23 protein-coding genes are annotated in these 22,425 nt (G+C 67.4%); 8 read left to right on the top strand and 15 right to left on the bottom strand.

The features are described 5' to 3' along the window. Positions 1 to 70: 70 nt before the first annotated feature. From OXQ33_RS01590 to recQ, 4 genes are all read right to left on the bottom strand, one after another. Positions 71 to 502, bottom strand: a complete 432-nt coding sequence (locus OXQ33_RS01590) for a DUF2141 domain-containing protein (RefSeq protein WP_267432856.1) — start codon at positions 500 to 502, stop codon at positions 71 to 73. Then, positions 435 to 1,190, bottom strand: coding sequence for a sterol desaturase family protein (locus tag OXQ33_RS01585; RefSeq protein WP_267433050.1), 756 nt, complete (start codon positions 1,188 to 1,190; stop codon positions 435 to 437). Before OXQ33_RS01585 ends, OXQ33_RS01590 begins: the two co-directional genes overlap by 68 nt. 483 nt (positions 1,191 to 1,673) lie before the next feature. Beyond that, positions 1,674 to 2,198, bottom strand: a complete 525-nt coding sequence (locus OXQ33_RS01580; protein WP_267432854.1) for a GNAT family N-acetyltransferase — start codon at positions 2,196 to 2,198, stop codon at positions 1,674 to 1,676. A gap of 10 nt (positions 2,199 to 2,208) precedes the next feature. After that, entirely contained in the window at positions 2,209 to 3,978 is a 1,770-nt protein-coding gene (gene recQ / locus OXQ33_RS01575; protein WP_267432852.1) for a DNA helicase RecQ, read from the bottom strand. A 178-nt stretch (positions 3,979 to 4,156) separates the two neighbouring features. On the opposite strand from recQ, the gene OXQ33_RS01570 reads away from it, so the two are divergent. The 3 genes from OXQ33_RS01570 to OXQ33_RS01560 all read left to right on the top strand — a co-directional run bounded on the left by OXQ33_RS01570 (position 4,157) and on the right by OXQ33_RS01560 (position 6,089). Continuing rightward, positions 4,157 to 4,441 carry a CsbD family protein gene (locus OXQ33_RS01570; protein WP_267432850.1) on the top strand — a complete coding sequence of 95 codons (285 nt, stop codon included), beginning with the start codon at positions 4,157 to 4,159 and terminating at the stop codon, positions 4,439 to 4,441. A 119-nt stretch (positions 4,442 to 4,560) separates the two neighbouring features. After that, positions 4,561 to 5,142, top strand: coding sequence for a TIGR00730 family Rossman fold protein (locus OXQ33_RS01565; RefSeq protein WP_267432848.1), 582 nt, complete (start codon positions 4,561 to 4,563; stop codon positions 5,140 to 5,142). Continuing rightward, a complete protein-coding gene (locus OXQ33_RS01560; RefSeq protein ID WP_267432846.1) occupies positions 5,139 to 6,089 on the top strand; it encodes a phytoene/squalene synthase family protein in 951 nt (316 codons plus the stop codon). The genes OXQ33_RS01565 and OXQ33_RS01560 overlap by 4 nt, the downstream gene beginning before the upstream one ends. Before the next feature lie 157 nt (positions 6,090 to 6,246). On the opposite strand, the gene OXQ33_RS01555 is transcribed toward OXQ33_RS01560, so the two are convergent. Continuing rightward, positions 6,247 to 6,477: a hypothetical protein gene (locus OXQ33_RS01555; protein WP_267432844.1), complete on the bottom strand. Its 231-nt coding sequence runs from the start codon at positions 6,475 to 6,477 to the stop codon at positions 6,247 to 6,249. Positions 6,478 to 6,598: 121 nt separating this feature from the next. On the opposite strand from OXQ33_RS01555, the gene OXQ33_RS01550 reads away from it, so the two are divergent. Both OXQ33_RS01550 and OXQ33_RS01545 read left to right on the top strand, forming a co-directional pair. Next, positions 6,599 to 8,566 (top strand): S9 family peptidase, encoded by a 1,968-nt coding sequence (locus OXQ33_RS01550; RefSeq protein WP_267432842.1) that lies wholly within the window; start codon positions 6,599 to 6,601, stop codon positions 8,564 to 8,566. A 251-nt stretch (positions 8,567 to 8,817) separates the two neighbouring features. Then, positions 8,818 to 10,644, top strand: coding sequence for an ABC transporter ATP-binding protein/permease (locus tag OXQ33_RS01545; RefSeq protein WP_267432840.1), 1,827 nt, complete (start codon positions 8,818 to 8,820; stop codon positions 10,642 to 10,644). Between the two features lie 28 nt (positions 10,645 to 10,672). Here OXQ33_RS01545 and OXQ33_RS01540 read toward each other — a convergent pair whose 3' ends face one another. Genes OXQ33_RS01540 through OXQ33_RS01530 form a run of 3 tightly spaced genes read right to left on the bottom strand, consistent with a single transcriptional unit; the run spans position 10,673 to position 14,376 of the window. Further along, on the bottom strand, positions 10,673 to 12,148 hold the full coding sequence (locus tag OXQ33_RS01540) for a phytoene desaturase (protein ID WP_267432838.1): 1,476 nt from the start codon (positions 12,146 to 12,148) through the stop codon (positions 10,673 to 10,675). Further along, on the bottom strand, positions 12,145 to 13,305 hold the full coding sequence (gene crtY / locus OXQ33_RS01535) for a lycopene beta-cyclase CrtY (protein WP_267432836.1): 1,161 nt from the start codon (positions 13,303 to 13,305) through the stop codon (positions 12,145 to 12,147). The genes OXQ33_RS01540 and crtY overlap by 4 nt, the downstream gene beginning before the upstream one ends. A 48-nt stretch (positions 13,306 to 13,353) precedes the next feature. Continuing rightward, complete coding sequence (locus OXQ33_RS01530; protein ID WP_267432834.1) at positions 13,354 to 14,376, bottom strand: YncE family protein; 1,023 nt, start codon at positions 14,374 to 14,376, stop codon at positions 13,354 to 13,356. A gap of 158 nt (positions 14,377 to 14,534) precedes the next feature. Between OXQ33_RS01530 and OXQ33_RS01525 the strand changes: the two genes are divergently transcribed. Both OXQ33_RS01525 and OXQ33_RS01520 read left to right on the top strand, forming a co-directional pair. After that, positions 14,535 to 14,966: a TIGR01244 family sulfur transferase gene (locus OXQ33_RS01525; protein ID WP_267432832.1), complete on the top strand. Its 432-nt coding sequence runs from the start codon at positions 14,535 to 14,537 to the stop codon at positions 14,964 to 14,966. Beyond that, positions 14,963 to 15,364, top strand: a complete 402-nt coding sequence (locus OXQ33_RS01520) for an LPXTG cell wall anchor domain-containing protein (protein ID WP_267432830.1) — start codon at positions 14,963 to 14,965, stop codon at positions 15,362 to 15,364. Before OXQ33_RS01525 ends, OXQ33_RS01520 begins: the two co-directional genes overlap by 4 nt. Positions 15,365 to 15,495: 131 nt before the next feature. Here OXQ33_RS01520 and OXQ33_RS01515 read toward each other — a convergent pair whose 3' ends face one another. From OXQ33_RS01515 to OXQ33_RS01505, 3 genes are read right to left on the bottom strand one after another with little or no spacing between them, the layout of a single operon-like run. Then, a complete protein-coding gene (locus OXQ33_RS01515) occupies positions 15,496 to 16,725 on the bottom strand; it encodes a cyclopropane-fatty-acyl-phospholipid synthase family protein (RefSeq protein WP_267432828.1) in 1,230 nt (409 codons plus the stop codon). 18 nt (positions 16,726 to 16,743) lie between these two features. After that, complete coding sequence (locus OXQ33_RS01510) at positions 16,744 to 17,487, bottom strand: molybdopterin-dependent oxidoreductase (RefSeq protein ID WP_267432826.1); 744 nt, start codon at positions 17,485 to 17,487, stop codon at positions 16,744 to 16,746. Next, positions 17,484 to 18,212: a cytochrome b/b6 domain-containing protein gene (locus tag OXQ33_RS01505; RefSeq protein ID WP_267432824.1), complete on the bottom strand. Its 729-nt coding sequence runs from the start codon at positions 18,210 to 18,212 to the stop codon at positions 17,484 to 17,486. The genes OXQ33_RS01510 and OXQ33_RS01505 overlap by 4 nt, the downstream gene beginning before the upstream one ends. A 27-nt stretch (positions 18,213 to 18,239) precedes the next feature. Between OXQ33_RS01505 and OXQ33_RS01500 the strand changes: the two genes are divergently transcribed. Further along, entirely contained in the window at positions 18,240 to 18,860 is a 621-nt protein-coding gene (locus OXQ33_RS01500) for a flavin reductase family protein (protein WP_267432822.1), read from the top strand. Between the two features lie 31 nt (positions 18,861 to 18,891). Here OXQ33_RS01500 and OXQ33_RS01495 read toward each other — a convergent pair whose 3' ends face one another. The 4 genes from OXQ33_RS01495 to OXQ33_RS01480 form a co-directional block, all read right to left on the bottom strand. Beyond that, on the bottom strand, positions 18,892 to 19,650 hold the full coding sequence (locus OXQ33_RS01495; RefSeq protein WP_267432820.1) for a sulfite exporter TauE/SafE family protein: 759 nt from the start codon (positions 19,648 to 19,650) through the stop codon (positions 18,892 to 18,894). A 204-nt stretch (positions 19,651 to 19,854) separates the two neighbouring features. After that, a complete protein-coding gene (rlmN, locus tag OXQ33_RS01490; RefSeq protein WP_267432819.1) occupies positions 19,855 to 21,063 on the bottom strand; it encodes a 23S rRNA (adenine(2503)-C(2))-methyltransferase RlmN in 1,209 nt (402 codons plus the stop codon). Positions 21,064 to 21,230: 167 nt separating this feature from the next. Continuing rightward, entirely contained in the window at positions 21,231 to 21,698 is a 468-nt protein-coding gene (locus tag OXQ33_RS01485; RefSeq protein ID WP_267432817.1) for an invasion associated locus B family protein, read from the bottom strand. Beyond that, a complete protein-coding gene (locus tag OXQ33_RS01480) occupies positions 21,695 to 22,354 on the bottom strand; it encodes a histidine phosphatase family protein (protein ID WP_267432815.1) in 660 nt (219 codons plus the stop codon). The genes OXQ33_RS01485 and OXQ33_RS01480 overlap by 4 nt, the downstream gene beginning before the upstream one ends. Positions 22,355 to 22,425: the final 71 nt, after the last annotated feature.

The raw sequence follows: 22,425 nt of genomic DNA, 5'->3' as shown, positions 1-22,425 counted from the left end.
ACGGAAAACTCCCTGAATGGATTATCCGAAATGGAACGCCAGGGTGAGGATTTCGCTCCGGTTCCCTCGTTCAGAAAATGTAACGCATCCGAATCTGTTGTGTTTCGGCCACAGAACCCAGGCTGAAGCGGGCGGCGGTGAAGCGCGGCGGGCCGAAGCGGATCGCCGGGTTGCGCGAAAAGCCGAAGCCCTCGCGCGGGATGCCCGCCAGCGTGTCGAGCTTGGCATTGCCGTTCTCGTCATGGATGACGGCGGCGGCGTAATCGCCGTGCGGCAGGCCGTCGAGGTGCAAGGCCTTCTGGCCTGCGGGGACGGAGCGCGTCATCGCGCGGGCATCGTCGACACAGGCGGGAAAATTGTCCGGGTCGGCGGTCAGGCACAGGCGGATCATCCCCTTGCCCGAGCGCAGATTGTCGATCCCGATGTCCAGCCGGCTAACCGGCGCGGCGCTCATCAACGGCAGGGCGGCCAGCAGCAGAAGCGCGACGCGCGGCCTGCGCATGGGCGCGTCCGAAATCGCCCAGACCCCGGTCGGTCCCGCACAGTCGATCCCAGAAGCGGAAATAGAGTCCATAATTGCACCCATATTGCTCATGATGCCGTTGATGATGGCTTGCGGTGATGAGCCACCCCCCCAGGTGCCCCTGCCACAGAAAGCGGGGAAAGATTTCCCAACCCATGTGGTTGGTGACGCCCATAACGGTCATGATCGTCAGGACCAAGCCGAGTGCGCCGACATGGATCGGAATCACGAAGACCAGTAGCGGAATGGCCACAGCGCCCGTCACCGCCTCGATCGGATGGAACGCCATGGCGGCCCAGGCGGTGGGCGGGCGGCTGGCATGGTGGACGGCATGGGCGCGCTTGAAGATCGCCGGGCGGTGCATCCAGCGATGCGTCCAGTAGAACCAAGTGTCGTGTGCGATCAGGTAGAGCAGCACCGAAACCGGCAGATACCAGAGCGGATAGGCATGGACGTCGGCATAGATCCGCGTCCATCCCCGGTTCTGCCACCCCCAGGCGACGATCCCGGCAGGCACGCCATAGATCGCGGCGGAGGCGAGGCTCCAGGCGATCTCCCGCCGGATCTGCGGGTCGAGCCCGGCATAGAGATCGGGATGCCGCGCCCGGGTCGCCAGCGCGAACGCCCCCGAGGCGAGCAGATAGCGCACACCGACGATCAGCGTCATGGCGATGGCGGACAGGATCAGGGCAAGCGTCACGGGTGGGACTGTACCCTATCGGAGGCGGGGCTTGAACCGTGATCGTCGGATATGCGGCCTTTTGTTCGCGCGGAGGCGCAGAGAGGTTTGCCCGTGCGGCGGCGTCAGGTGTCCGTTCGGCGTCGCACATGCCGTACCGTCGCCGGTGAGAAGCGGCCTGTCGGCCGGGCACGTCCTCTCCGCGCCTCCGCGTCTCCGCGCGAACCTCCCACCCTCCGTTCAGGCTGAGCGAAGTCGAAGCCCACGCATGAACCTCTCCGCGAATGGCATCCCATACGCTTCGACTTCGCTCAGCGCGAACGGAGGGCGGGGCGGGACCGAGCGGACCAGGATCGCGATCGTTTCACCGACAACGCGCCATTTGCGCGACCTTACCCCCGCTCCGTTCAGGCTGAGCGAAGTCGAAGCCCATGCCCGATCCTATCCCCAAAAGGTCTTATACTTCGACTGTCAGCCCCGGTGGAAAATCTGGATTGGCCGCTCGTGATAAATCCCCTCGACCGGCGATCCGTAATCCAGCTTTTCCGCCAGCCGGATCGACGGCGTATTGCCCGGATCGATGATGCAGCAGGTCCGTGCCAGGCCCTTCGCATCCGCCCAGTCCAGTACCGCGCGCATCGCCTCGACCGCATAGCCCTTGCCGTGCCCGGCGGCGGCGAGGGCCCATCCCACCTCCGGTACGGTCAGTTCGGGTACGATCGCCCGGCGCGATTCCAGCAGGCCGATATCGCCCAGCACCTGGCCCGTCGCCCGGTCGCACACCACCCATGCGCCGTATCCGAACACCGTCCAGCTGCCGACCGACCGCAACAGGCGGATCCAAACCTCCTCGCGGGCGCGCGGCTTGCCGCCGATCATGCCGTAGACCGCAGGATCGGCCCACATCGCCGTCAGTGCGTCGAGATCGTCGGGATGGTGACCGCGCAAGGTCAGCCGCGCAGTGGTCAGGGTTGGGGTCAGGGTCGGGGCGTTCATGGCCCCGAGCTTAGCCCGCGTCGCGGATCACCGCCAGAAACGCCTCGCCATAGGCATCCAGCTTGCGCGCGCCGATGCCCGACAGCAGCGACAGCGCCGCGCGGCTGGTCGGCCTTTGCGCCGCCATGTCGCGCAGCACCGAGTCGTGGAAGATGACATAAGGCGGCACCCCTGCCTCCTGCGCAAGTTCGCGCCGCTTGGCCCGCAGCGCCTCGAACAGCGGATTGTCCGCTGGATTGGCGGCGACCGGCGCGGTGCGGCGGGCTTTGCGTTCGCGCTTGGGCGGCACGACCAGCGACAGCCGCGCCTCGCCCTTGATCAGCGCGCGGGCGGCGGGTCTGAACTCCAGCCCGCCATGCGAATTGGTGCGCAGCGCGTCGCGCAGCAGCAGTGCGCGATGGACCGGCTTGAGCAGCGCCACCTCATCGCCCGAGACGATGTTCCACACAGACAGCGCCTCATGCCCGTTCATCAGGCTGCGCTCGGTCGACTGGCCGGTCAGCACCTGCTCGATATAGCCCGCGCCGAACATCTGGCCGGTGCGGAACACGGCGGAGAGGAATTTCTGTGCGGTCGTCGTCGCATCGACCGCATCGGGGCTGCCGAGGCAATTGTCGCAATTGCCGCAATCCTCCGCCAGCTCCTCGCCGAAATGGCGCAGCAGGATACGTCGGCGGCATCCGCCTGTCTCGACCAGTGCGCCCAGCGCGGACAGGCGCGCGCGCTCGCCCGGCTGGCGTTCGGGCTCGACCTCGGCGATGCGTTGCCGTGCCCGGGCGAAGTCGTCGGCGCCCCAGAAGAGATGCGCGACCGACGGATCGCCGTCGCGACCTGCACGGCCGGTTTCCTGATAATAGGCCTCGATCGACTTGGGCAGCCCGGCATGGGCGACGAAGCGGACGTCCGGCTTGTCGATCCCCATGCCGAAGGCGACGGTGGCGCAGATCACCATGTCCTCGCTCGCCACGAAATCGGCCTGGTTCTTCGCGCGTACGGCGGGGTCCAGCCCGGCATGATAGGCGCGCACCGGGCGGCCGGTCCGGGCCAGCGCCTCGGCCAGCTTCTCGGTCGCGGCGCGGGTCTGGGCATAGACGATGCCGGGGCCGGGCGTGTCGGCGACCACCCGCGCGATCTGCTGGTTCACATTCGCCTTGGGGCTGATCGCATAGCGGATATTGGGCCGGTCGAAGCCCGAGACGATCATCCCCTCGACCGGGATGCCCAGCTGCTTGGCGATGTCGGCGCGGGTATGCGCGTCGGCGGTCGCGGTCAGGGCGAGCCGGGGCACCTCGGGAAAGGCGTCCATCAGCGGTTCGAGCAGCCGGTAGTCGGGGCGGAAGTCGTGGCCCCATTCGCTGACGCAGTGCGCCTCGTCGATCGCGAACAGGCTGAGCGGTGCGGAGCCGAGCAGTTCGCGGAAATGCCCCGACGAGGCGCGCTCGGGCGCGACATAGAGCAGGTCAAGCTGGCCGTCGCGGAAGCGGGCCATCGTCTCGCCGCGATTCTGGTCGACGCTGGTCAGCGTGGCGGCGCGGATGCCGACCGCCTCGGCGGCGCGCAACTGGTCGTGCATCAGCGCGATCAGCGGGCTGACCACGACGCAGCATCCGTCCATCATCACGGCGGGGAGTTGATAGCAGAGCGACTTGCCCGCGCCGGTCGGCATGACCGCCAGCGTCCGCTGCCGGTTCAGGACACGGTCGACCACCTGTTCCTGCACCCCGCGGAACTGGCTGTACCCGAAAACTTCGTGGAGCTTGGCAAGGGGGTCGGCGGCCATCGGGCTGCATGTAGCGAGCGGGGGATGGATGCGAAAGGGCGATGGCGGTTTTGCCCGGCCGACCTGGCTCGTGCGGACCTTTGGGGGAAACATCGCCGCGCTGCGGGGTTACTAGGCTCCATCGTCACGGGGGCTTTGATGGGCCCCGGCCATTTCCAGTCCAGCATAGGAGGCATCGATGAACACCGACACGATCAACGGTTCGGCCACGGATTTCGGCGGCAAGGTCAAGGAAGGGATCGGCACGGCCATGGGCGACAAGTCCATGCAGGCCGAGGGCCGGGGCGAGCAACTGGGCGGCAAGACGCAGAAGGCGTTCGGCGATGCCAAGACCAGCATCGACCAGACCGTCCGCCCGCTGATCGACCAGGCGCGCCAGTTCGTGAAGGATCGCCCCTATGCCTCGGCGGCGCTGGGCGGCGTGCTGGGCATCGCGCTGCTGAACACGCTGCGCGGCCGGTAATATCGGGAAGGGGCGGGGCGGCCTTGTTCGCGTCGCCCCTTCCATAATCGACGCGCGACCAGCGTGACCGGTCGCTTGCCCGCTTGTTCCGCCCGGCGCCTTGGCCTAGCGCATGGCTCATGAAGCGATTGGCCATTTATTGCGGGTCGGCGACCCCCAGCGACCCCCTTTACATCGAAACCGCTCGTAGCGTCGGACGTGGTCTGGCGGAGCGCGGGATCGGCGTCGTCTATGGCGGCGGGCGGCTGGGTCTGATGGGCGCGGTCGCCGATGCGGCGCTGGCGGCGGGTGGCGAGGTGATCGGCATCATCCCGCAGGCGCTGGTCGATGCCGAGGTCGCGCACCGGGGCCTCACCGAACTCCATGTCGTGCCGGGGATGCATGAGCGCAAGAAAGCGTTCACCGACCTGTCGGACGGCTTCGTCACCATCGCGGGCGGCACCGGCACGATGGACGAATTGTGGGAGGCGCTGAGCTGGGCGCAGCTCGGCTATCATGCCGACCCGGTCGGACTGCTCAACACCGGTGGCTATTACGATCATCTCGTCGCCTTTTGGGAGAAGATGGGCGAGGTCGGTTTCCTGCGACCGCAGCACCGCGACCTGCTGATCGTCGATTCGACGCTGGACGGCCTTTTGGGGCGGATGGGTGCGCATGTGCCGACCCAGCCCATCGTACGCATGAACGCGGGCGACCTGTGAGCCCGTCCGCCGCCCCGGACGAGCGCGCGGCGCTGGTGGCGGCGGCAAAGACGTCGATCGCGAAGGGCTCCAAGAGCTTCGCGGCCGCCAGCATGTTGTTCGATCCCGAAACGCGGGCGCGGGCCTGGCTGCTCTATGCCTGGTGCCGCCGCTGCGACGACATCGCCGACGGGCAGGATCATGGCCATGGCATGACCCGCGTGGCGGATGCGCCCGCGCGGCTGGCCGAACTGACCGAGAAGACCGAGGCGGCGCTGGCGGGGCAGGTCGTGGGCGATCCGGCCTTCGACGCGTTGCGGGTCGTCGCGGCGGAGACGGGGATGCCGCATCGCTGGCCCCGCGACCTGATTGCGGGCTTCGCGCTGGATGCCGAGGATTGGCGGCCCGAAACCGAGGACGATCTTTACCGCTACTGCTATCATGTCGCGGGTGTGGTCGGCTGCATGATGGCGGTGACGATGGGGGTGGCGCCCGACGACCAGGCGACGCTCGACCGCGCCTGCGACCTGGGGCTGGCGTTCCAGCTCGCCAATATCGCGCGCGACATCGCCGAGGATGCGGGCGCGGGGCGCTATTATCTGCCGCGCGAATGGCTCGCCTATAAGAGCATCGCGCCCGATGCGATCATGGCGCCTTCGCACCGGCCCGGCCTTAGCGCGCTGGCCCGCCGCCTGACCGACCAGGCGGCAAGGTTCGAGGCGAGTGCGCGGATGGGGACGCCGGCTCTGTCCTATCGATCGGCCTGGGCGGTGCTGTCGGCGGCGGCGATCTATGGCGCGATCGGGCGCAAGGTCGCCCGGCGCGGACGCCGTGCCTGGGACAGCCGCGTCGGCACCAGCAAGGCGGAGAAGCTGCGCTTCATGGCGGGCGCGAGCGTCCAGGCGGCGCGGCGGGGGAGCATGACGATCACCCCGCGCGACCCGACGCTGTGGACGCGACCCCGGTAGCTTTTTGCCTGCCGAGATGATGGCTGATGATGGGGGGTGCGTGACAATTCCCGGTCACCGTTCGCGCTGAGCGAAGTCGAAGCGCACGCGATGACCTCAGCGGGCATGGTTTCCCTTGGCCTTCGGCTTCGCTCAGGCTGAGCGGAGGTGGTGGGATTCACCCCTTGGAGGGCTTACGCTCCGCCTTGGCCATCTGCGCGCCCATCCGGCGGCAGTCCGCGCCGATCACGGGATAGGGCACATCCGTATTCGCGGCGATCCGGTTGGCAAGATCGGCGCGGCATTGGGCCATGGTCTGGTACCTGGCAGGCACCATGCGCGCTTCGGTGCAATCGATGCTGCCATCGCCACAACCCAATATGGCCATCACATAGAAAATCGGTTCCATCGACCGCCTCCACTTGGAATTGAAAACTCGTAAGGGCGGCGGGTTGTTCCGATTTTGCGCTTGTCCGATCACGGGACGGGTGTCATGCTGTGGCAATACAGTTCATGGTGGGGAGCATGAGATGGGATTCAGGGCTTTGCTGGCGGCGGGGGCCGCGCTGATGGTGGCGCAATCGGCGATGGCGGCGGACGTGCCGCTGATCGAACGCGCCAAGCTGTTCGGCAATCCGACCAAGACCGGCGGGCGGCTGTCGCCCGACGGCAAGTGGATCAGCTTCATCGCGCCGCGCGACGGCGTGCTCAACGTCTGGGTCGCACCGATCGCGACGCCGGATAAGGCCCGCCCGCTGACCGCCGAAAAGACCCGGCCGATCCGCCAAGCCTTCTGGTCGCCGGATTCGAAGTCCATCCTGTTCGTCAACGACAAGGGCGGCGACGAGAATTTCCTGCTCTACGGCGTCAATGTCGTGACCGGCGAGCAAAAGGCGCTGACTCCTTTCGAGAAGACACGGGTCCAGATCGTCGGCACCAGCGAGACGATCAAGGATCGCATCCTCGTCGGCGTCAACAATCGCGATCCGCGCTGGCACGACGTGTACGAGCTGAACCTGACGACCGGCGCGCTGACCAAGGTGATGCAGAATGACGGCTATGCCGGGTTCCTCGCCGACGACCAGTTGCGCCTGCGCATGGCGGCCAAGGCGCGCCCCGATGGCGGGTCGGACTATTTCCGCGTCGACGGCACCAAGGTGGAGACGACGCCCGTCGTTCAGTTTGGCCTGGACGATTCGCTGACCACCTCGCCGCTGGGCTTCACGGTGGACGGCAAGACGCTCTACTGGATGGACAGCCGGGGGCGGAACACCGCCGCGCTGATGGCACAGGACATGGCCAGCGGCCAGATGGCCGTGATCGGCGAAAGCCCCAAGGCGGATGTCGGCGGCGGGCTGTTCAACCCCAAGACTGGTCGGGTCGAGGCCTATGAGGTCGATTACCTCAAGCGCGACTATGTCCCGGTCGGCGACGCGGTGAAGGCCGACCTCGCCTTCCTCAAGGCGCAGAACAAGGGGCAGTTCTCGATCGGGTCGCGCACCGATGCGGACGACAAATGGCTGGTCAGCTTCGACCCGGTCACCGCGCCCGCCTCGACCTGGCTGTACGATCGCAAAGCGAAAAAGCTGACCCAGCTTTATGTCAGCCGCCCCGAACTGGCCGATGCGCCGCTCGTCCCGATGGAGGCGGTGGAGATTCCGGCGCGCGACGGGTTGAGCCTGGTGTCCTATCTGACCAAGCCGAAGGGGGTGACCGGGCCGGTGCCGATGGTGCTGTTCGTCCATGGCGGACCCTGGGCGCGCGACGGGTTCGGCTATAACAGCTATCACCAGTGGCTCGCCAATCGCGGCTATGCGGTGCTGTCGGTCAATTATCGCGGCTCGACCGGTTTCGGGAAGAACTTTATCTCGGCGGGCGACCTGCAATGGGGCCGCAAGATGCATGACGACCTGATCGACGCGGTCGACTGGGCGGTGAAGCAGGGCGTTACCACGGTCGACAAGGTGGCGATCATGGGCGGCTCGTACGGCGGCTATGCGACGCTGGCGGGCCTGACCTTCACGCCGGAGAAGTTCGCATGCGGCGTCGACATCGTCGGGCCGTCCAACCTGTTCACCCTGCTCAAGACAATCCCGCCTTATTGGGAAGCGGGCAAGCAGCAATTCTACAAGCGGATGGGCGACCCCACCACCGAGGAAGGCCGCGCGCTGCTCAAGGAACGCAGCCCGCTGACCTTCGTCGACCGGATCAGGAAGCCGCTGCTGATCGGGCAGGGCGCCAACGACCCGCGCGTCAACGTCGCCGAAAGCGACCAGATCGTCGCGGCGATGGCGGCCAAGGCCATTCCCGTCACCTATGTGCTGTTCCCCGATGAGGGGCATGGCTTTGCCCGACCGGTGAACGGCATCGCGTTCAACGCGGTGGCCGAGAATTTCCTCGCGCCCTGCCTGGGCGGGCGGGCCGAGCCGATCGGCGATACGCTGAAGGCCTCGACCGCGCAGGTGAAGCATGGGGCGGAGTTCGTGAAGGGGTTGTAAGGGGGCGAGGTTCGGGAGGGTGTCGCGTGTGGCGAGGCCCTCCCCCAGCCCCTCCCGCCTGCGGGAGGGGAGCGGCCAGAGGCAAGCGCTCACTGTAATTTCTATGGGCGGGGATGCGGGTAGCCAAAATTCCCACAAAACTCCCCTCCCGCAGGCGGGAGGGGCCGGGGGAGGGCAGGGCCGCAAGCCATGACGCCCATGATCGTACCACCCATTGAACTTCCCCTCGGTTCCGCCGACATGGGGGTGACATGCCGCCTATCGACTCCACCGCCGGTACGCCTGACCGGCCCCTGATCCCGACGCTTCGCCGTTTCCTCCCCTATCTCTGGCCCGCCGAAGCCCCTGCTTTGCGCGTGCGGATCGTGGCGGCGATGGCGCTGGTCGTGGTGTCCAAACTGATTCAGGTATTGGGCGCGGCCTATACGCTGAAATACGCCATCGACCGGATGGCGGGGGGCGACCGGAGCGCGGTGACGCTCGTGACCCTGCTGGTCGTCGGCTATGCGGCGGCGCGGTTCGGGACGACGCTGTTCGACAATCTGCGCAATGCCGTGTTCGAGATGGTCGGGCAGGACGCGACGCGGCGGCTGTCGGCGGACGTGTTCCGCCATCTCCACCGCCTGTCTTTGCGCTTCCACCTCGAACGGCGGACCGGGGCGGTGACCAAGGTGGTCGAGCGGGGGACGAAGAGCATCGACACGATGCTCTATTTCCTCCTGTTCAACATTGCGCCGACGGTGCTGGAACTGGGGCTGGTGCTGGCGATCTTCGGGCGCAGCTTCGGGCCGGTGCTGGTCGTCACCACGCTGGCGATGGTGGTGCTCTACATCGTCTTCACCCGCAAGGTGACCGATTGGCGCAATGCGCTGCGCAACCGGATGAACGATCTCGACACCGGCGCGGTGGCGCATGCGGTCGACTCGCTGCTGAATTTCGAGACGGTCAAATATTTCAACGCCGAGGAACGCGAGGCGCGGCGATACGAAACCGGCGTCGCGGCCTATGCCCGCGCGGCGACCAAGTCGGAGAATTCGCTCGCCTGGCTGAATGTCGGGCAGGCGCTGATCACCAGCCTGATGCTGGGCTTCGCCATGGCCTGGGTCGCGCGCGAATGGAGCCGGGGCGCGGCCTCGCCGGGCGATGTGGTGTTCGTCTCGACCTTGTTGTCGCAGCTGTTCCGCCCGCTCGACCTGTTGGGCATGGTCTATCGCACCATCCGCCAGGGGGTGATCGACATGGGCGCGATGTTCGACCTGATCGACACCCCCGCCGAGGTGGTCGACGCCCCCGGCGCGCCGCCGCTGCGGGTGGCGGGTGGCCATGTTCGGTTCGACAATGTCGTGTTCGGTTACGACCCGGAGCGGACCATCCTGAAGGGACTGACGCTCGACATTCCGGCGGGGACGACCTGTGCGGTGGTGGGGCCGTCGGGTGCGGGCAAGTCGACGCTCGCGCGGTTGCTTTACCGCTTCTACGAGGCGAAGGAGGGCGCGATCACCATCGACGGGCAGGGGATTGCCACCGTCACGCAGGACTCGCTTCGGGGCGCGATCGGGATCGTGCCGCAGGATACGGTGCTGTTCAACGACACGATCGGCTACAACATCGCCTATGGCCGCGAGGGGGCCGACCAGGCCGAGGTCGAGCGCGCGGCGAAGGGCGCGGCGATCGCCGAGTTCATCGAACGCCAGCCGCAGGGTTACGCCACCCGCGTCGGCGAGCGCGGGCTGAAACTGTCGGGTGGCGAAAAGCAGCGGGTCGCCATCGCCCGCACCCTGCTGAAGAACCCGCCGATCCTGATCCTGGACGAAGCGACCAGCGCGCTCGACAGCCGGACCGAAGCGGACATTCTGGCGACGCTGCAGGCGATCGAGCGCGGGCGCACCACGCTGGTCATCGCGCACCGGCTGTCGACCATCGTCCATGCCGACCAGATCGTCGTGCTCGACGGCGGCCGGGTGGCGGAGCGTGGCACCCATGGCGAATTGCTGGCCAGGGGTGGCTTGTATGCGGAGATGTGGGCCCGCCAAGCCGCCGAGGTGGAAGAGGCGGAGGGGGACGCGCTGCTGGCGTGATCCTCCCCGCGCCGGGGAGGATTGGCTGCTATCGCCGCTCCAGCATCAGCGCCGCCGTGGCTTTCGCGCTGCCGACCACGCCCGGAATACCCGCGCCCGGATGCGTGCCCGCGCCGACGAAATACAGGTTCGGGATCGAATCGTCGCGATTGTGGACCCGGAAATAGGCGCTCTGGGTCAGGATCGGCTCCAGCGAGAAGGCCGAGCCCATATGCGCGTTCAGGTCGGTCGCGAAGTCCGACGGCGCGTAATGGAACTTGGTCACGATCCGCTCGTGGATGTCCGGGATCAGGCGGCGGCCGACCTCGTCCAGGATGCGCTTTTCCAGGATCGGCCCGACCTCGTCCCAGTCCATCGGGAACTTGCCCATGTGTGGCACCGGGGCCAGCGCATAGAAGGTCGAATGCCCCTCGGGCGCCAGGCTTGGGTCGGTGACGGTCGGGTGGTGGAGGTAGAGCGAGAAATCCTCCGACAGCACGCCCGTGTCGTAGATATCGGTCAGCAGCCCCTTATAGCGCGGGCCGAACAGGATCATGTGGTGCGGGATGCCCGGCCACGCGCCCTTGATGCCGAAATGGACGACGAACAGCGACGGCGAATAGCGCTTGCGCTCCAGCCGGTTGACCGTCCGCCGGGCCGAGCGGTTGTCGGCCAGCAGGTCGCGGTAGCTGTGCATGATATCGGCATTGGTCGCGACCGCCTCCGCCTGGATGGTCAGGCCGCTCTTGGTCACCACGCCGGTCGCGCGGTCGCCCAGGGTCTCGATCCGGGTGACGGGATCGCCGAGGCGCAGCACGCCGCCGATCCGCTCGAACTGCGCGACCATGCCAGCGACCAGGCGATTGGTGCCGCCGCGCGCGAACCAGACGCCGCCGTCACGCTCCAGCTTGTGAATCAGCGCATAGATGGCGCTGGTCGTCATCGGATTGCCGCCGACGAGCAGCGTGTGGAAGGACAGCGCCTGACGCAGCTTCTCCGACTGCACGAACTTCGACACCATGGCGTAGACCGAATTCCACGCCTGATACTTCATCAGCGACGGCGCGGCCTTCACCATCGAGGCGAAGTCGAGAAACGCGACATGGCCGAGCTTTTCGTAACCCTCGCGATAGACGCCCGCCGCATAGTCGAGGAACTTGCCGTATCCGGCAATGTCGTCGGGGTTCAGCTTGGCGATCTCGGACCGCAGCTGGGTGTCGTCGTTGCTGTAATCGAAATTGGTGCCGTCGACCCAGTTCAGCCGGTAGAAGGGACTGACGGGATCGAGCTTCACATCCTCCGACATCGACCGGCCGGTCAGGCCCCACAGTTCCTCCAGACAGGCCGGATCGGTGATGACGGTGGGGCCGGCGTCGAAGGTGAAGCCGTCGCGTTCCCAATAATAAGCGCGCCCGCCGGGCTTGTCGCGTGCCTCGACGATGGTCGTCTGCACGCCCGCCGATTGCAGGCGGATGGCGAGAGCCAGCCCGCCAAAGCCCGATCCGATGACGACCGCGCTCTTCATGACCTGCCCCGCAGCGCGGCGATGGCGCGCAGGATCGGCACCGGCGGCCGTCCGGTCAATATTCGTGCCTTATCGGCCATGGTCGATTGCCCCGCATAAAATCGCCCGATCAGGTCGGGCGGAAGTCGATAGAAACGCTCCAGAACGCGGTATCGCTCATCCGGCTCCGCCGCCTTGAACAACATCGTGTCGAGCATCCGGTAAAAGCCGCGCGCGTCCCAGGCGGCGCGCGCCATGCGATAGGTCGCATCGTGCAGGTCCGCCCCGGCGAAATCGCGCCGCTCGGCCAGCATCGCCGCCATGCGGATCGCATCGGGTAGCGAATAGCCGGTGGTCGGGTGGAACAGCCCGGCGCGCATCCCGGCCTTGGGCGTCCTGGCCCCGCCGCTGCGCCAGTAATTGTCGAAGTCGCCCCCCATCGCGACCGGCAGCACGCCCGCTTCCTCGCGCAGCACCTCCACCGTCTCCCACCCCCGCGCCTCGGCATAGCGTTCGATCCGCTGGACGATGGCGCGGCGGTTCAGATCGGACGAGGTCGAATAATAGGTGTCCTCGACGAAGATCCGATCCTGCGCGAAGGGCAGGGTGTAGACGAAGCGATAGCCGTCGAGCTGCTTGACGGTGGCGTCCATCACCACCGGCCGCTCGCTGCCATGCGGGTGGGTCAGGCGCAGTTCCTGGCCAACGAATTTCTGCCATCCGCAGGACAGCGAGGACAGGTCGCCCGCGCCGCGCGCGTCGATCACGCCCGTCGCCTCCACCCGGTCGCCATCGGCGAAGACCGCGGCGGTCGCGGTCACCGACAGCACCTTGCGGCCCAGCATCAGGGCTTCGGGCGGCAGCACGCGGCGGACCTCCGCGTCCAGTCGGTGGCTTTCGATCGAATAATAGGTCTGGTTCAGCGTCCGCGAATGCGCCGGAAAGGCCACGTCGTAACTGCGCCAGCCATGCGCGACGAGCCGCTCGACGATCCAGCGATCGGCCTTCGCCACATCGCTGCCGAAAAAGGACCAGAGATGGTTGCCGCCGATCGTCTCGCCCGCATCGACCAGCCGCACGTCGAGCGCCGGGTGCCGCGCCTTGAGCGCCAGCGCGATCAGGCCGCCGGCCAGGCCTGCACCAATGATCGCGACATCGCAGGAGATTTTGGCAGCCATCGCCTTACCGCTACCGTAAAGCGGCGCGAAGGCAAAGGGCCGGTGCCATTACAGAAGCACGGCGGTATCCGGCGCGTCGCCGGTCGCGAAGCCGCCGACGATCCGCCAGGTCGCCAGATCGACGATCGCGATGCGGTCGTCCTCCAGCGCGGCATAGAGGATCGACCCGCCCGCAGGCAGGTTCAGCCCCGGCGCGGCGGCGGGCAGGGGAAGCCTGGCTTCCTCCTTCAGCGTGGCGGGCGAATGGCGGGTCAGGCTCTTGTCCGCCGGGTTGGACACGATCAGGCGGCCATCGGGCTGGACGATCACCCGCACCGCCTCGCCGCGCAGGGTCGTGCGGGCACGGGGGCGCAGCGTGATCGCGTCCAGCGCGTGGAGCACGCCCGCCGGACGGTCGATCACGTACAGGGTGCGCTCGTCGGGGCTGAGCGCCAGACCCTCGGGCGCGGTGCCGATATGCTGTTTGACGGGCGCGAAGCTGGCATCGTCGGGGTCCACCATGATGACCATGCCGCTCATCGTGTCCGCGACATAGGCGCGGGTGCCATCGGCCTTTACCACGAAATAATGGCTGCGCGCGCCGCCGACCGGGATCATCCGGTCGGGGCTTGTCGCGGTCGCGGGCTGGTCGAAGCGGGCGAGCAGGCTGTCGGTTTCCGACAGCGCGTAGAGCCTCCCCTTCGCGTCCATCCGCATCCCGTGCCAGCGGCGGTGCGGTGACAGGTCGATGGTGCGGGCGAGCTTGCGCGTCGTCAGGTCGATCACCCAGAGCTGGTGCCCTCCCTCGCCGCCGAACTGCCAGCCCTTCACCCCATATCCGCCGACATAGGCGAAGCGGCCCGCCGAATCGGCGACCATCTCATGCGGCTGCGGCCCCAGCGCGATCATATCCGTCCGGCGGCCATCGGGCAGGCTGTAGAAGGCGACGCGCCCTGCGCCCTTTTCCACAACCGCCAGCGTCGCGGGGCCGGGGGCGGCGGCCTGGGCCCGGCGCCAGGCGAGCGGTACGGCGGCAGCGGCGCCCAGCGCGGCCAGGCCCCACAGCCCCTGGCGACGATCGATCAGCGACATGGCGCCCGGCTCCTGCGAAAATCCATTGCGGATCAGACGTGGGGGAGCGCGGGATGTTCCCATGCCATCGGAGCCAAGCGCCGGCTGATGCGTCTTTTCCTGCCGAAGAAGGCTCGGCACCGGTTGCGGTGAAACGGCCCTTTGAATAGGTGAGTCGCATGATCCGCCCACTCAATGAAAGCGTCGCCGTCGCCCCCCAGATCCGCCCCGAGGACGTCGCGGCGATCAAGGCGGCGGGCTATACCGCCATCGTCAACAACCGCCCCGATGGCGAGGAGCCGGGGCAGCCCAATGGCGACTCGATCCGCGCGGCGGCGGAGGATCAGGGGCTGGCCTATACAGCCATTCCCGTGACGCCCGGCGGCTTCAGCCACGAGATGGTCGACCAGATGACCCAGGCGCTGGTCGAGGCCAAGGGGCCGGTGCTCGCCTATTGCCGGTCGGGCACGCGCAGTTGCAACCTGTGGGCGCTGGCGGCGGCCAAGGCGGGGCGCAACCCGACCCTGATCGTGATGCAGGCCGAGGGGGCGGGCTATGACCTGTCCGGTCTTCGCCCGACGCTCGAAGCCCTGTCGGGCGCGGCGGGATGATCCTGCCGATCACCGGCGCCGTGATGGGCTGGGCGCTGGCCGGTCTGGGCGCCGGAACGGTGCTGGGTGGGGTCGGGATCGGCTGGCTGGTCCGCCGCCGCCGCAACCGCCGCCTCGGCGCGCCGGAGGATGTCGCGGCGGCGGCCGAAGCCGCGCTGGAGGGCTTTTCGGTATCCGGCGCGGTGGTCGGTGCCGACGGCCAGGGCGCGCTGGCGGTGGCGCAGGACGGTCGCGTCGCGGCGATCAAGCTCCAGGGCCGCCGCATCGCGGTGCGCGAAATCCCCTGGACCCGCGTACGCTCGACCGCCGAGGGGATCGTCGCGGAAGTCGATGGCCGTTTCGGCCCGGTGACGCTCGCCGGGGTCGATGTGCTGGATATCCGGCGGCTTCGAGCCTGACCGATCCTCCCCGGCACGGGGAGGGGGACCAGCGAAGCTGGTGGAGGGGGCTCGCCACCAGGGACATCCTATGAGGAAGCCCCCCTCCACCACCGCTTCGCGGCGGTCCCCCTCCCCCTGCAGGGGAGGATTTATTTGGCCCGCAACGCGCGTTCGCCCTCATACATATAATCCCGCGTCACCGGCACCGAGAGCCGCCCACGGGTGAGCTGCACCTGATAGTTGCACAGGCCCCCATTGCGGAACGCCGCGCCCGCGCCCGCCAGATAGAACAGCCACATGCGGTAGAAGCGCTCGTCATACAGCTCGACGATCCGCTCCTTCGCCGCCACGGTCCGGTCGTACCAGATGTCGAGCGTCCAGCCATAATGGCAGCGCAGCACCTCGACATCGGTCAGGAACATGCGCAAGCCCTCCTGCGCGCGCACGATCTCCGACAGAGCGGGGTTGTAGCCGCCGGGAAAGATGTATTTGGTCGTCCAGTCGTCGGTGACGCCCGGCCCGCTCAGCCGCCCGATCGTGTGGAGCAGCATCACGCCGTCCTCGGTCAGCAGGTCGCGGCATTTGCGGAAGAAGGTGCGATATTGTGGCGGGCCGACATGCTCGAACATGCCGACCGAGACGATGCGGTCGAACCGGCCCTCCACCCGGCGATAGTCGATCAGTTCGAACTTCACCTTGTCGGCGACGCCCAAGGCCTCGGCGCGAGCGCGCGCGACCTTGAGCTGCTCCTCCGACAGGGTGACGCCCAGCACTTCCGCGCCGCACATCTGGTGCAGATAGAGCGCCATACCGCCCCACCCGCAGCCGATGTCGAGCACCTTCATCCCCGGCTGGATCGCCAGCTTGGCGGCGATATGCGCCTTCTTGTCGCGCTGCGCCCGCTCCAGATCGTTGGCGGGATCGGTGAAATAGGCGCAGCTATATTGCTTGTCGGTGTCGAGGAAGAGTTCGTACAATGTGGCGGACAGGTCGTAATGATGCGCGACGTTCTTCTTCGACCGGCGCTCCATGTTGATCCGGTCGATCCGGTGCTTGATCGCCCCCGCCGCCCGAACGAAGCGCGACGGGTTCAGGTTCGCCCGGCCCGCTTCCCATTTGTCGTTGGCGGTCAGCAGTTCGACCAGATCACGGACATCGCCCTTCTCGACGATCAGGCGGCCGTCCATGAAGGATTCGCCCGCCGCCAATGCCGGGTTGCGGACGATCTGTCCGGCGACGCGGGCATCGGTGAAGCGGATCGCGACATCGGGATAGCCCGGTTCGGGCGTGCCGAATTCGCGGACCTTGCCGTCATGATGGGTGAGGGACAGGCGGCCCTTGCGGACCGCGCGCGACAGAAAGAGATCGATCAGCGCCATATGGCACCGACTAGTGTCTTAAATCCCCGCATACCAGTCATAATCGACATGGTCTTCCCAATATCCCCCCTTGCCCAAACCTATGTTGGTCAGACTGGCGACCGCATCGATGCGCATCAGATACTTGGCGTGCTTGTACCCCAGTTGCCGCTCGACCCGCAGGCGCAAGGGTGCGCCGTGCCCGACGTCCAGCATCCGCCCGTTCATGCCCCAGGCCAGAATCGTCTGGGGGTGGAAGGCGTCGATCAGGTCGAGCGATTCGTAATAGGGCTGGCCCCCGTACAGGTCGGCGCAGGTGAAGACGACATAGCGCGCCCGGCTGCTGATATCGGCGGCCTTCAGGATGCTGCCCAGCATCGGGCCCATCCACTCGCCGATCGCGCTCCACCCCTCGACACAGTCGTGGCGGGTGATCTGGCGGCGGGCGGGGAACTCGCCGATCTGGCGCAGCGACAGCGATAAGGGCTTGCCGACCAGCCCGCCGACGTTCAGCCGCCAATCCTCGAAGCGGTTGGCGAGCAGCGCGGCATATTCGGGCGTGCCGGGATTGCGCGTGCCGTTGGTGCGGAAATAGGGCGACATCTGGTCGCGGCGATATTCGGGGGCCAGCGCGCCCCGATTGGTCAGCGCGCGTTGCAGCCCCTTCTGCATATCCTCACCCGCGAACAGGATCTTGCGCGCGGTCGGCTGCTCGATGATACGGTCGCAGCCCGCGAGCAACAGCCCGGCCCCGCCGGTCAGGATGGTGCGACGGCCGATCATTCGGGAATCCTCCAGCGACCGGTGATCATCGACCGCATCTCGTTGCCCGCGCCCGCCAGGATGACCAGCACGAGATGGACGATGGTGAACAGGGCCAGCGCGCCGGCGGTGATGAAATGGATCGAACGCGCCGATTGCCGCCCGCCCAATATCTCCAGCACCCAGGGCCAGGCGGCATTCATCCCGGGCGACAGCGCGATCCCCGTCAGGATCGCCAGCGGCAGCGCGACGAACAGCACCAGCACATAACTCAGCTTCTGGAACAGGTTGTAGCGGCGCGGATCGTGCTCGTCATGGAAACGGAAGGCCAGATGCCGCCGGAAATCGGCCCATATGGCGGTGGGGCGAAGCTCGCGCCCCCGAATCCGCAGGTCGCGCTGGAAATGCCGGGTCAGCAGGCCGCCAATCATATAGGCGAGCAGTCCGAACCCCAGCACCAGCGCGAAGAACAGATGCCAGCGTCGCGAAATGGCGAGGTTGTAGCGGGCGGGAATCGTGATCCAACCGGGAAAATGCGGCAGGCTCGCCCATGCGGGATCGAAATTGGCGCCATAGCGTCCCCAATAGAGCCGGGGATGCGCGTTCGAGATGCCCAGGCCCGACCCGAGCAGGATCAGGACCGCCACCGCATTGACCCAGTGCCAGACCCGCGTCACCACGCCGTGGCGGCGAATGACCGACCGCGATCGGGGTCTTTGAGGCTCTTGCGGCGTTGGCGCTTCCATCCACACTCCCTTTCGGTGACCCCAGGCATGACCCAGAACTGGCATTTCTACGAACCCGTCAACGGCCATGGACTGGCGCATGATCCCTTGAACGCGATCGTCGCACCCCGGCCCATCGGCTGGATCGGCAGCCGGTCGGCACGGGGCGTCAACAATCTGGCACCTTACAGCTTTTTCAACGTCTTCAACTACCGCCCGCCGCTGATCGGCTTTTCGTCGCAGGGGTGGAAGGACTCGGTCGCCAATATCGCGGAGACCAAGGTCTTCACCTGGAACCTCGCGACCATGGCGCTGGCCGAATCGATGAACGCCAGCGCCGCGGCCGTGGGGGCGGAGATTGACGAATTCGCCCTTGCCGGCGTGACGGCGGAGGACGGTCGCCTGGTCGCCGCCCCCCGCGTCGCCGACAGCCCGGTGTCGTTCGAATGCCGCCTGACCCAGTTGATCCGGCTGGAGACCAAGGAGGGGCGCGAACTCGACCAGTGGCTGGTCATCGGCGAGGCGGTCGGCATCCACATCGCCGCCGAGATGATCACGGACGGCATCTACCAGACCGCCCGCGCCCGCCCGATCCTGCGCGGCGGCGGCCCGGTGGATTATTTTGAGGTGACCGAGGCGGCGCGATTCGAGATGCGGCGGCCGGATTGAGACGCCCTTTGGCGGCGGTCGTTCGGCTGCGTCACGCATAGCCCCGATAGAAGAACACCACCGTCGTCACCGTGGTCAGCAGCAGCGTCCAGCCCCGGATCAGCCCGGCGGGCAGCTTGCGCCCGACCAGCGCACCGCTCCATCCGCCCAGGATGCCGCCCGCGAGCATCGGCAGGCATTGGGCCCATGCCACCATGCCCGTGGCGATGAACACCAGGGTCGCCGCGGCGTTGGCGGTGGCCAGCATCAGCGTGCGGGGCGCGGCCAATTGGGCCGGATCGCGTCCCGACAACAGGCCCCATGCGGCGGTCAGCATCATGCCGATGCCGCCACCGAAATAGCCGCCATAGACGCCCAGCACTCCCTGCGCCGTCATCAGCGCGCGGGGGCCGGGCCGGGCGATGCGGGCGAGCCAGTCCGACGCATGGCGCCCGCCCGCGATAGCCAGCGTCGCCGTCAGCAGCAGCCAGGGAACGATCAGGTCGAAGGCGCGGGGCGGGGTGAAGAACAGGAGCGCGCTGCCGATGAACGCGCCGATCATCGTGATCGCGACCATGCGCCGCATCGTCACGCCCATCACCGGCTCCAGCCCATGGCGATAGGCCCAGGCGCTCGCCATCGCGGCGGGCTGGAGCGCGACGTTCGACGTGGCATTGGCGATGGTGGAGGGCAGGCCGAGCGCGATCAGCGTCGGCATGGTCGAGAAGCTGCCGCCCCCCGCCAACGCATTCATCGCGCCGCCGAGAAAACCCCCGGCGGCGGCGAGGGCGAGGAAGGTCCAGTCGATCATGATGGGCGGTAACACATGGTTACGCGTTTCCGTGCCTCAGGCGGGGGTGGGGGGCAAGGGGGCGCGCGCCCCTCCACCACCCGGCTTCGCCGGGCGGTCCCCCTCCCCAAGCGGAGCTTGGGGAGGAATGAGACGGCCTTCTTAAATCCTCCCCGAGCTCTGCTTGGGGAGGGGGACCATCGCGTCAGCGATGGTGGAGGGGCATCACCCCAGGGCCGCGAACTTCTCCTCCGCCTCGCGATCGAGCTGCGCGCGGCTCTTCTTCTCGGCGGCGGTCTTCAACTGGCCGCAGGCGGCGTCGATGTCCCGGCCGCGCGGGGTGCGGACGGGCGCGGAGATGCCGCCCTCGAACACGATGTCGGAGAAACGGCGAATCCGCTCCGGCGTCGAGCATTCGTAATCGGCACCGGGCCAGGGGTTGAACGGGATCAGGTTCACCTTGGCGGGCAGCTTGTACTGGCGCAGCAACCGGACCAGCTCGTGCGCATCGGCGTCCGAGTCGTTCTTGTCCTTCAGCATCACATATTCGAAGGTGATGCGTCGGGCATTGTTGGCGCCCGGATAGTCGGCACAGGCCTGAAGCAGTTCCTCGATGCCGTATTTTTTGTTGAGCGGCACGATCTCGTCGCGCACGTCCTTGGTCACCGCGTGGAGCGAGACGGCCAGGTTCACGCCGATCTCCTCTCCCGCGCGCGCCATCATCGGGACGACGCCGCTGGTCGACAGGGTGATGCGACGCTTGGACAGGGCCAGCCCGTCGCCGTCCATCACCAGCTTCAGCGCATCGCGCACCGCGTCGAAATTATAGAGCGGCTCGCCCATGCCCATCATGACGATGTTGGTCAGCATGCGGCCTTCGGGCTGGCTGGGCCATTCGCCGAGCGAATCGCGCGCCAGCATCACCTGCCCGACGATCTCGCCCGCGGTCAGGTTGCGCACCAGCCGCATCGTGCCGGTGTGGCAGAAACGGCAGTTCAGCGTGCAGCCGACCTGGCTCGACACGCACAGGGTGCCCCGGTCGGCGTCGGGGATGAACACCATCTCGTAATCCTGCCCGTCGGGCGAGCGGAGCAGCCATTTGCGGGTGCCGTCATTCGACACCTGCGCCTCGACCACCTCGGGACGGCCGATGGCGAAGCGTTCCTCCAGCCAGGGATGCTGCGCCTTGGCGATATCGGTCATGTCGGCGAAGCGAGTCGCGCCGCGGTTATAGAGCCAGTGCCAGATCTGCTTGGAACGCAGCTTTGCCTGCCGCACCTCCATGCCCGCCGACAGCAGCGCCTCGCGCAACTGGTCCTTGGTCAGGCCGATCAGGTCGACCCGGCCATCGGGGCGCGGCTGAACACCGCGCGGCACGGGCACGGGATCGATGTGCCCGGGGATGGGCATGGGGGCGGCCGAAACTGTCTGCATTGCGTGCCCATAGCGCAAAATCGCGACGATTTCCATCCTCCCCTGTAAGGGGAGGTGGCAGGCCGAAGGCCTGACGGAGGGGGCGTGCCACATGGGACATCCTGTGCCGCACGCCCCCTCCACCAGCTTCGCTGGTCCCCCTCCCCGTGCCGGGGAGGAAGTAGGCGTCAGCCCGTCACGCAGGCCAGGGTCGCCGCATCGATCGCCGCCGCCGCGCCCGCCAGGGCATAGGTGTCGGCAAAGGGGCGACGCCGGGTATCGACCGCCGAGACGCTCATGCTCCGCCCCGAGCGCATCGCGGCGACGAGGGCATGGTCGGTCGCGGCATCGGGGGCCCATACATCGCGTTCCCCGCCCACCAGCGGAAAGCGGCGCTCGCCGATCGCCAGGGTGACCGACGCGGCGCGGTCGCGCGGTGCGCTGAGATGCAGATGGAAGGATTCGCGCAGGCGCCGGGCGGGCCAGGTGCCGACGCTGGCGAACCCCTCCGGCCGTCCGTTCGCCAGCACCGGCTTGGCGATGGCATAGCAGCGATCGGGATCGCGAAACGCGCCCCAGCCCTTGTAGATGCCGATCGTCTCGCGCGCGACCACCGGCGCCGCGATCAGAGTCAGGATCAGCGCGAGTCGCCTCATGCCGTCGCCCGGTGGATCAGCGTCTCGCGCCCCCGCTCGATCATCACGATCGACCCCTGCGGCAGACGTTCGGCGACCGGCACGCCGCACAGAGGATCGTCCGCCAGACCCAGCATCAAGCCGCGCAGCACCCGGCTGGACAGGCCATGCATCAGGATCAGCCGGTCGCCGTCATGGTCGTGCGTATCCGCCATCCACCCGCGCAACCGTGCGGCCATCGCGGCATAGCTTTCCCCATCGGGCGCGCCGACCGCCATGCCGTGCGGATGGACGATGGGCCCATGGACCGCGGCGAGATCGGCGAAGACCTGTCCGCCCCAACTGCCGAATCCCAGTTCGATCAGCCGCGAATCCTGCGTCGTGGCATGCCAGTCGAGCCCCAGATGCTCGGCGATCACCGCCAGCGTCTGGAGCGCACGACCGGTGGGGGAGGACCACAGGGTCAATGCGGGCGAATCGCCCAGATGATCCCGCAGCACGTCGCCCAAGGCCTCGGCCTGGGCGAAGCCGCGCCGGGTCAGCGGGGTGTGAAGGTCGGTGCGGTCCCCCTGAATCTTGCCGATCCGGTTGAACACCGTCTCGCCATGCCGGGCGATGAAGTCGCGGCCCCGGCGCGGATGGTCCGGATGCAGGGGCGGGGGTGCGGGCATCGGCATGGCCTTATCCCTGTCGCGGCTGTTGCGCGGATGCAACGCTTTTTCCTGTTTAGCTGAGGTTCATGCAACGG

The organism is Sphingomonas sp. GM_Shp_1, assembly GCF_026540895.1.
Taxonomy (GTDB): Bacteria; Pseudomonadota; Alphaproteobacteria; order Sphingomonadales; family Sphingomonadaceae; genus Sphingomonas.
This window is presented reverse-complemented; position numbering and strand designations above follow the sequence as displayed.

Bases quoted from the DNA above. Each gene is read 5' to 3' on its own strand.
- OXQ33_RS01590 (WP_267432856.1), bottom strand. From the start codon at position 502: ATGCGCAGGCCGCGCGTCGCGCTTCTGCTGCTGGCCGCCCTGCCGTTG.
- OXQ33_RS01585 (WP_267433050.1), bottom strand. From the start codon at position 1,190: ATGACGCTGATCGTCGGTGTGCGCTATCTGCTCGCCTCGGGGGCGTTC.
- OXQ33_RS01580 (WP_267432854.1), bottom strand. From the start codon at position 2,198: ATGAACGCCCCGACCCTGACCCCAACCCTGACCACTGCGCGGCTGACC.
- recQ (WP_267432852.1), bottom strand. From the start codon at position 3,978: ATGGCCGCCGACCCCCTTGCCAAGCTCCACGAAGTTTTCGGGTACAGC.
- OXQ33_RS01570 (WP_267432850.1), top strand. From the start codon at position 4,157: ATGAACACCGACACGATCAACGGTTCGGCCACGGATTTCGGCGGCAAG.
- OXQ33_RS01565 (WP_267432848.1), top strand. From the start codon at position 4,561: ATGAAGCGATTGGCCATTTATTGCGGGTCGGCGACCCCCAGCGACCCC.
- OXQ33_RS01555 (WP_267432844.1), bottom strand. From the start codon at position 6,477: ATGGAACCGATTTTCTATGTGATGGCCATATTGGGTTGTGGCGATGGC.
- OXQ33_RS01550 (WP_267432842.1), top strand. From the start codon at position 6,599: ATGGGATTCAGGGCTTTGCTGGCGGCGGGGGCCGCGCTGATGGTGGCG.
- OXQ33_RS01545 (WP_267432840.1), top strand. From the start codon at position 8,818: ATGCCGCCTATCGACTCCACCGCCGGTACGCCTGACCGGCCCCTGATC.
- OXQ33_RS01540 (WP_267432838.1), bottom strand. From the start codon at position 12,148: ATGAAGAGCGCGGTCGTCATCGGATCGGGCTTTGGCGGGCTGGCTCTC.
- crtY (WP_267432836.1), bottom strand. From the start codon at position 13,305: ATGGCTGCCAAAATCTCCTGCGATGTCGCGATCATTGGTGCAGGCCTG.
- OXQ33_RS01530 (WP_267432834.1), bottom strand. From the start codon at position 14,376: ATGTCGCTGATCGATCGTCGCCAGGGGCTGTGGGGCCTGGCCGCGCTG.
- OXQ33_RS01525 (WP_267432832.1), top strand. From the start codon at position 14,535: ATGATCCGCCCACTCAATGAAAGCGTCGCCGTCGCCCCCCAGATCCGC.
- OXQ33_RS01520 (WP_267432830.1), top strand. From the start codon at position 14,963: ATGATCCTGCCGATCACCGGCGCCGTGATGGGCTGGGCGCTGGCCGGT.
- OXQ33_RS01515 (WP_267432828.1), bottom strand. From the start codon at position 16,725: ATGGCGCTGATCGATCTCTTTCTGTCGCGCGCGGTCCGCAAGGGCCGC.
- OXQ33_RS01510 (WP_267432826.1), bottom strand. From the start codon at position 17,487: ATGATCGGCCGTCGCACCATCCTGACCGGCGGGGCCGGGCTGTTGCTC.
- OXQ33_RS01505 (WP_267432824.1), bottom strand. From the start codon at position 18,212: ATGGAAGCGCCAACGCCGCAAGAGCCTCAAAGACCCCGATCGCGGTCG.
- OXQ33_RS01500 (WP_267432822.1), top strand. From the start codon at position 18,240: ATGACCCAGAACTGGCATTTCTACGAACCCGTCAACGGCCATGGACTG.
- OXQ33_RS01495 (WP_267432820.1), bottom strand. From the start codon at position 19,650: ATGATCGACTGGACCTTCCTCGCCCTCGCCGCCGCCGGGGGTTTTCTC.
- rlmN (WP_267432819.1), bottom strand. From the start codon at position 21,063: ATGCAGACAGTTTCGGCCGCCCCCATGCCCATCCCCGGGCACATCGAT.
- OXQ33_RS01485 (WP_267432817.1), bottom strand. From the start codon at position 21,698: ATGAGGCGACTCGCGCTGATCCTGACTCTGATCGCGGCGCCGGTGGTC.
- OXQ33_RS01480 (WP_267432815.1), bottom strand. From the start codon at position 22,354: ATGCCGATGCCCGCACCCCCGCCCCTGCATCCGGACCATCCGCGCCGG.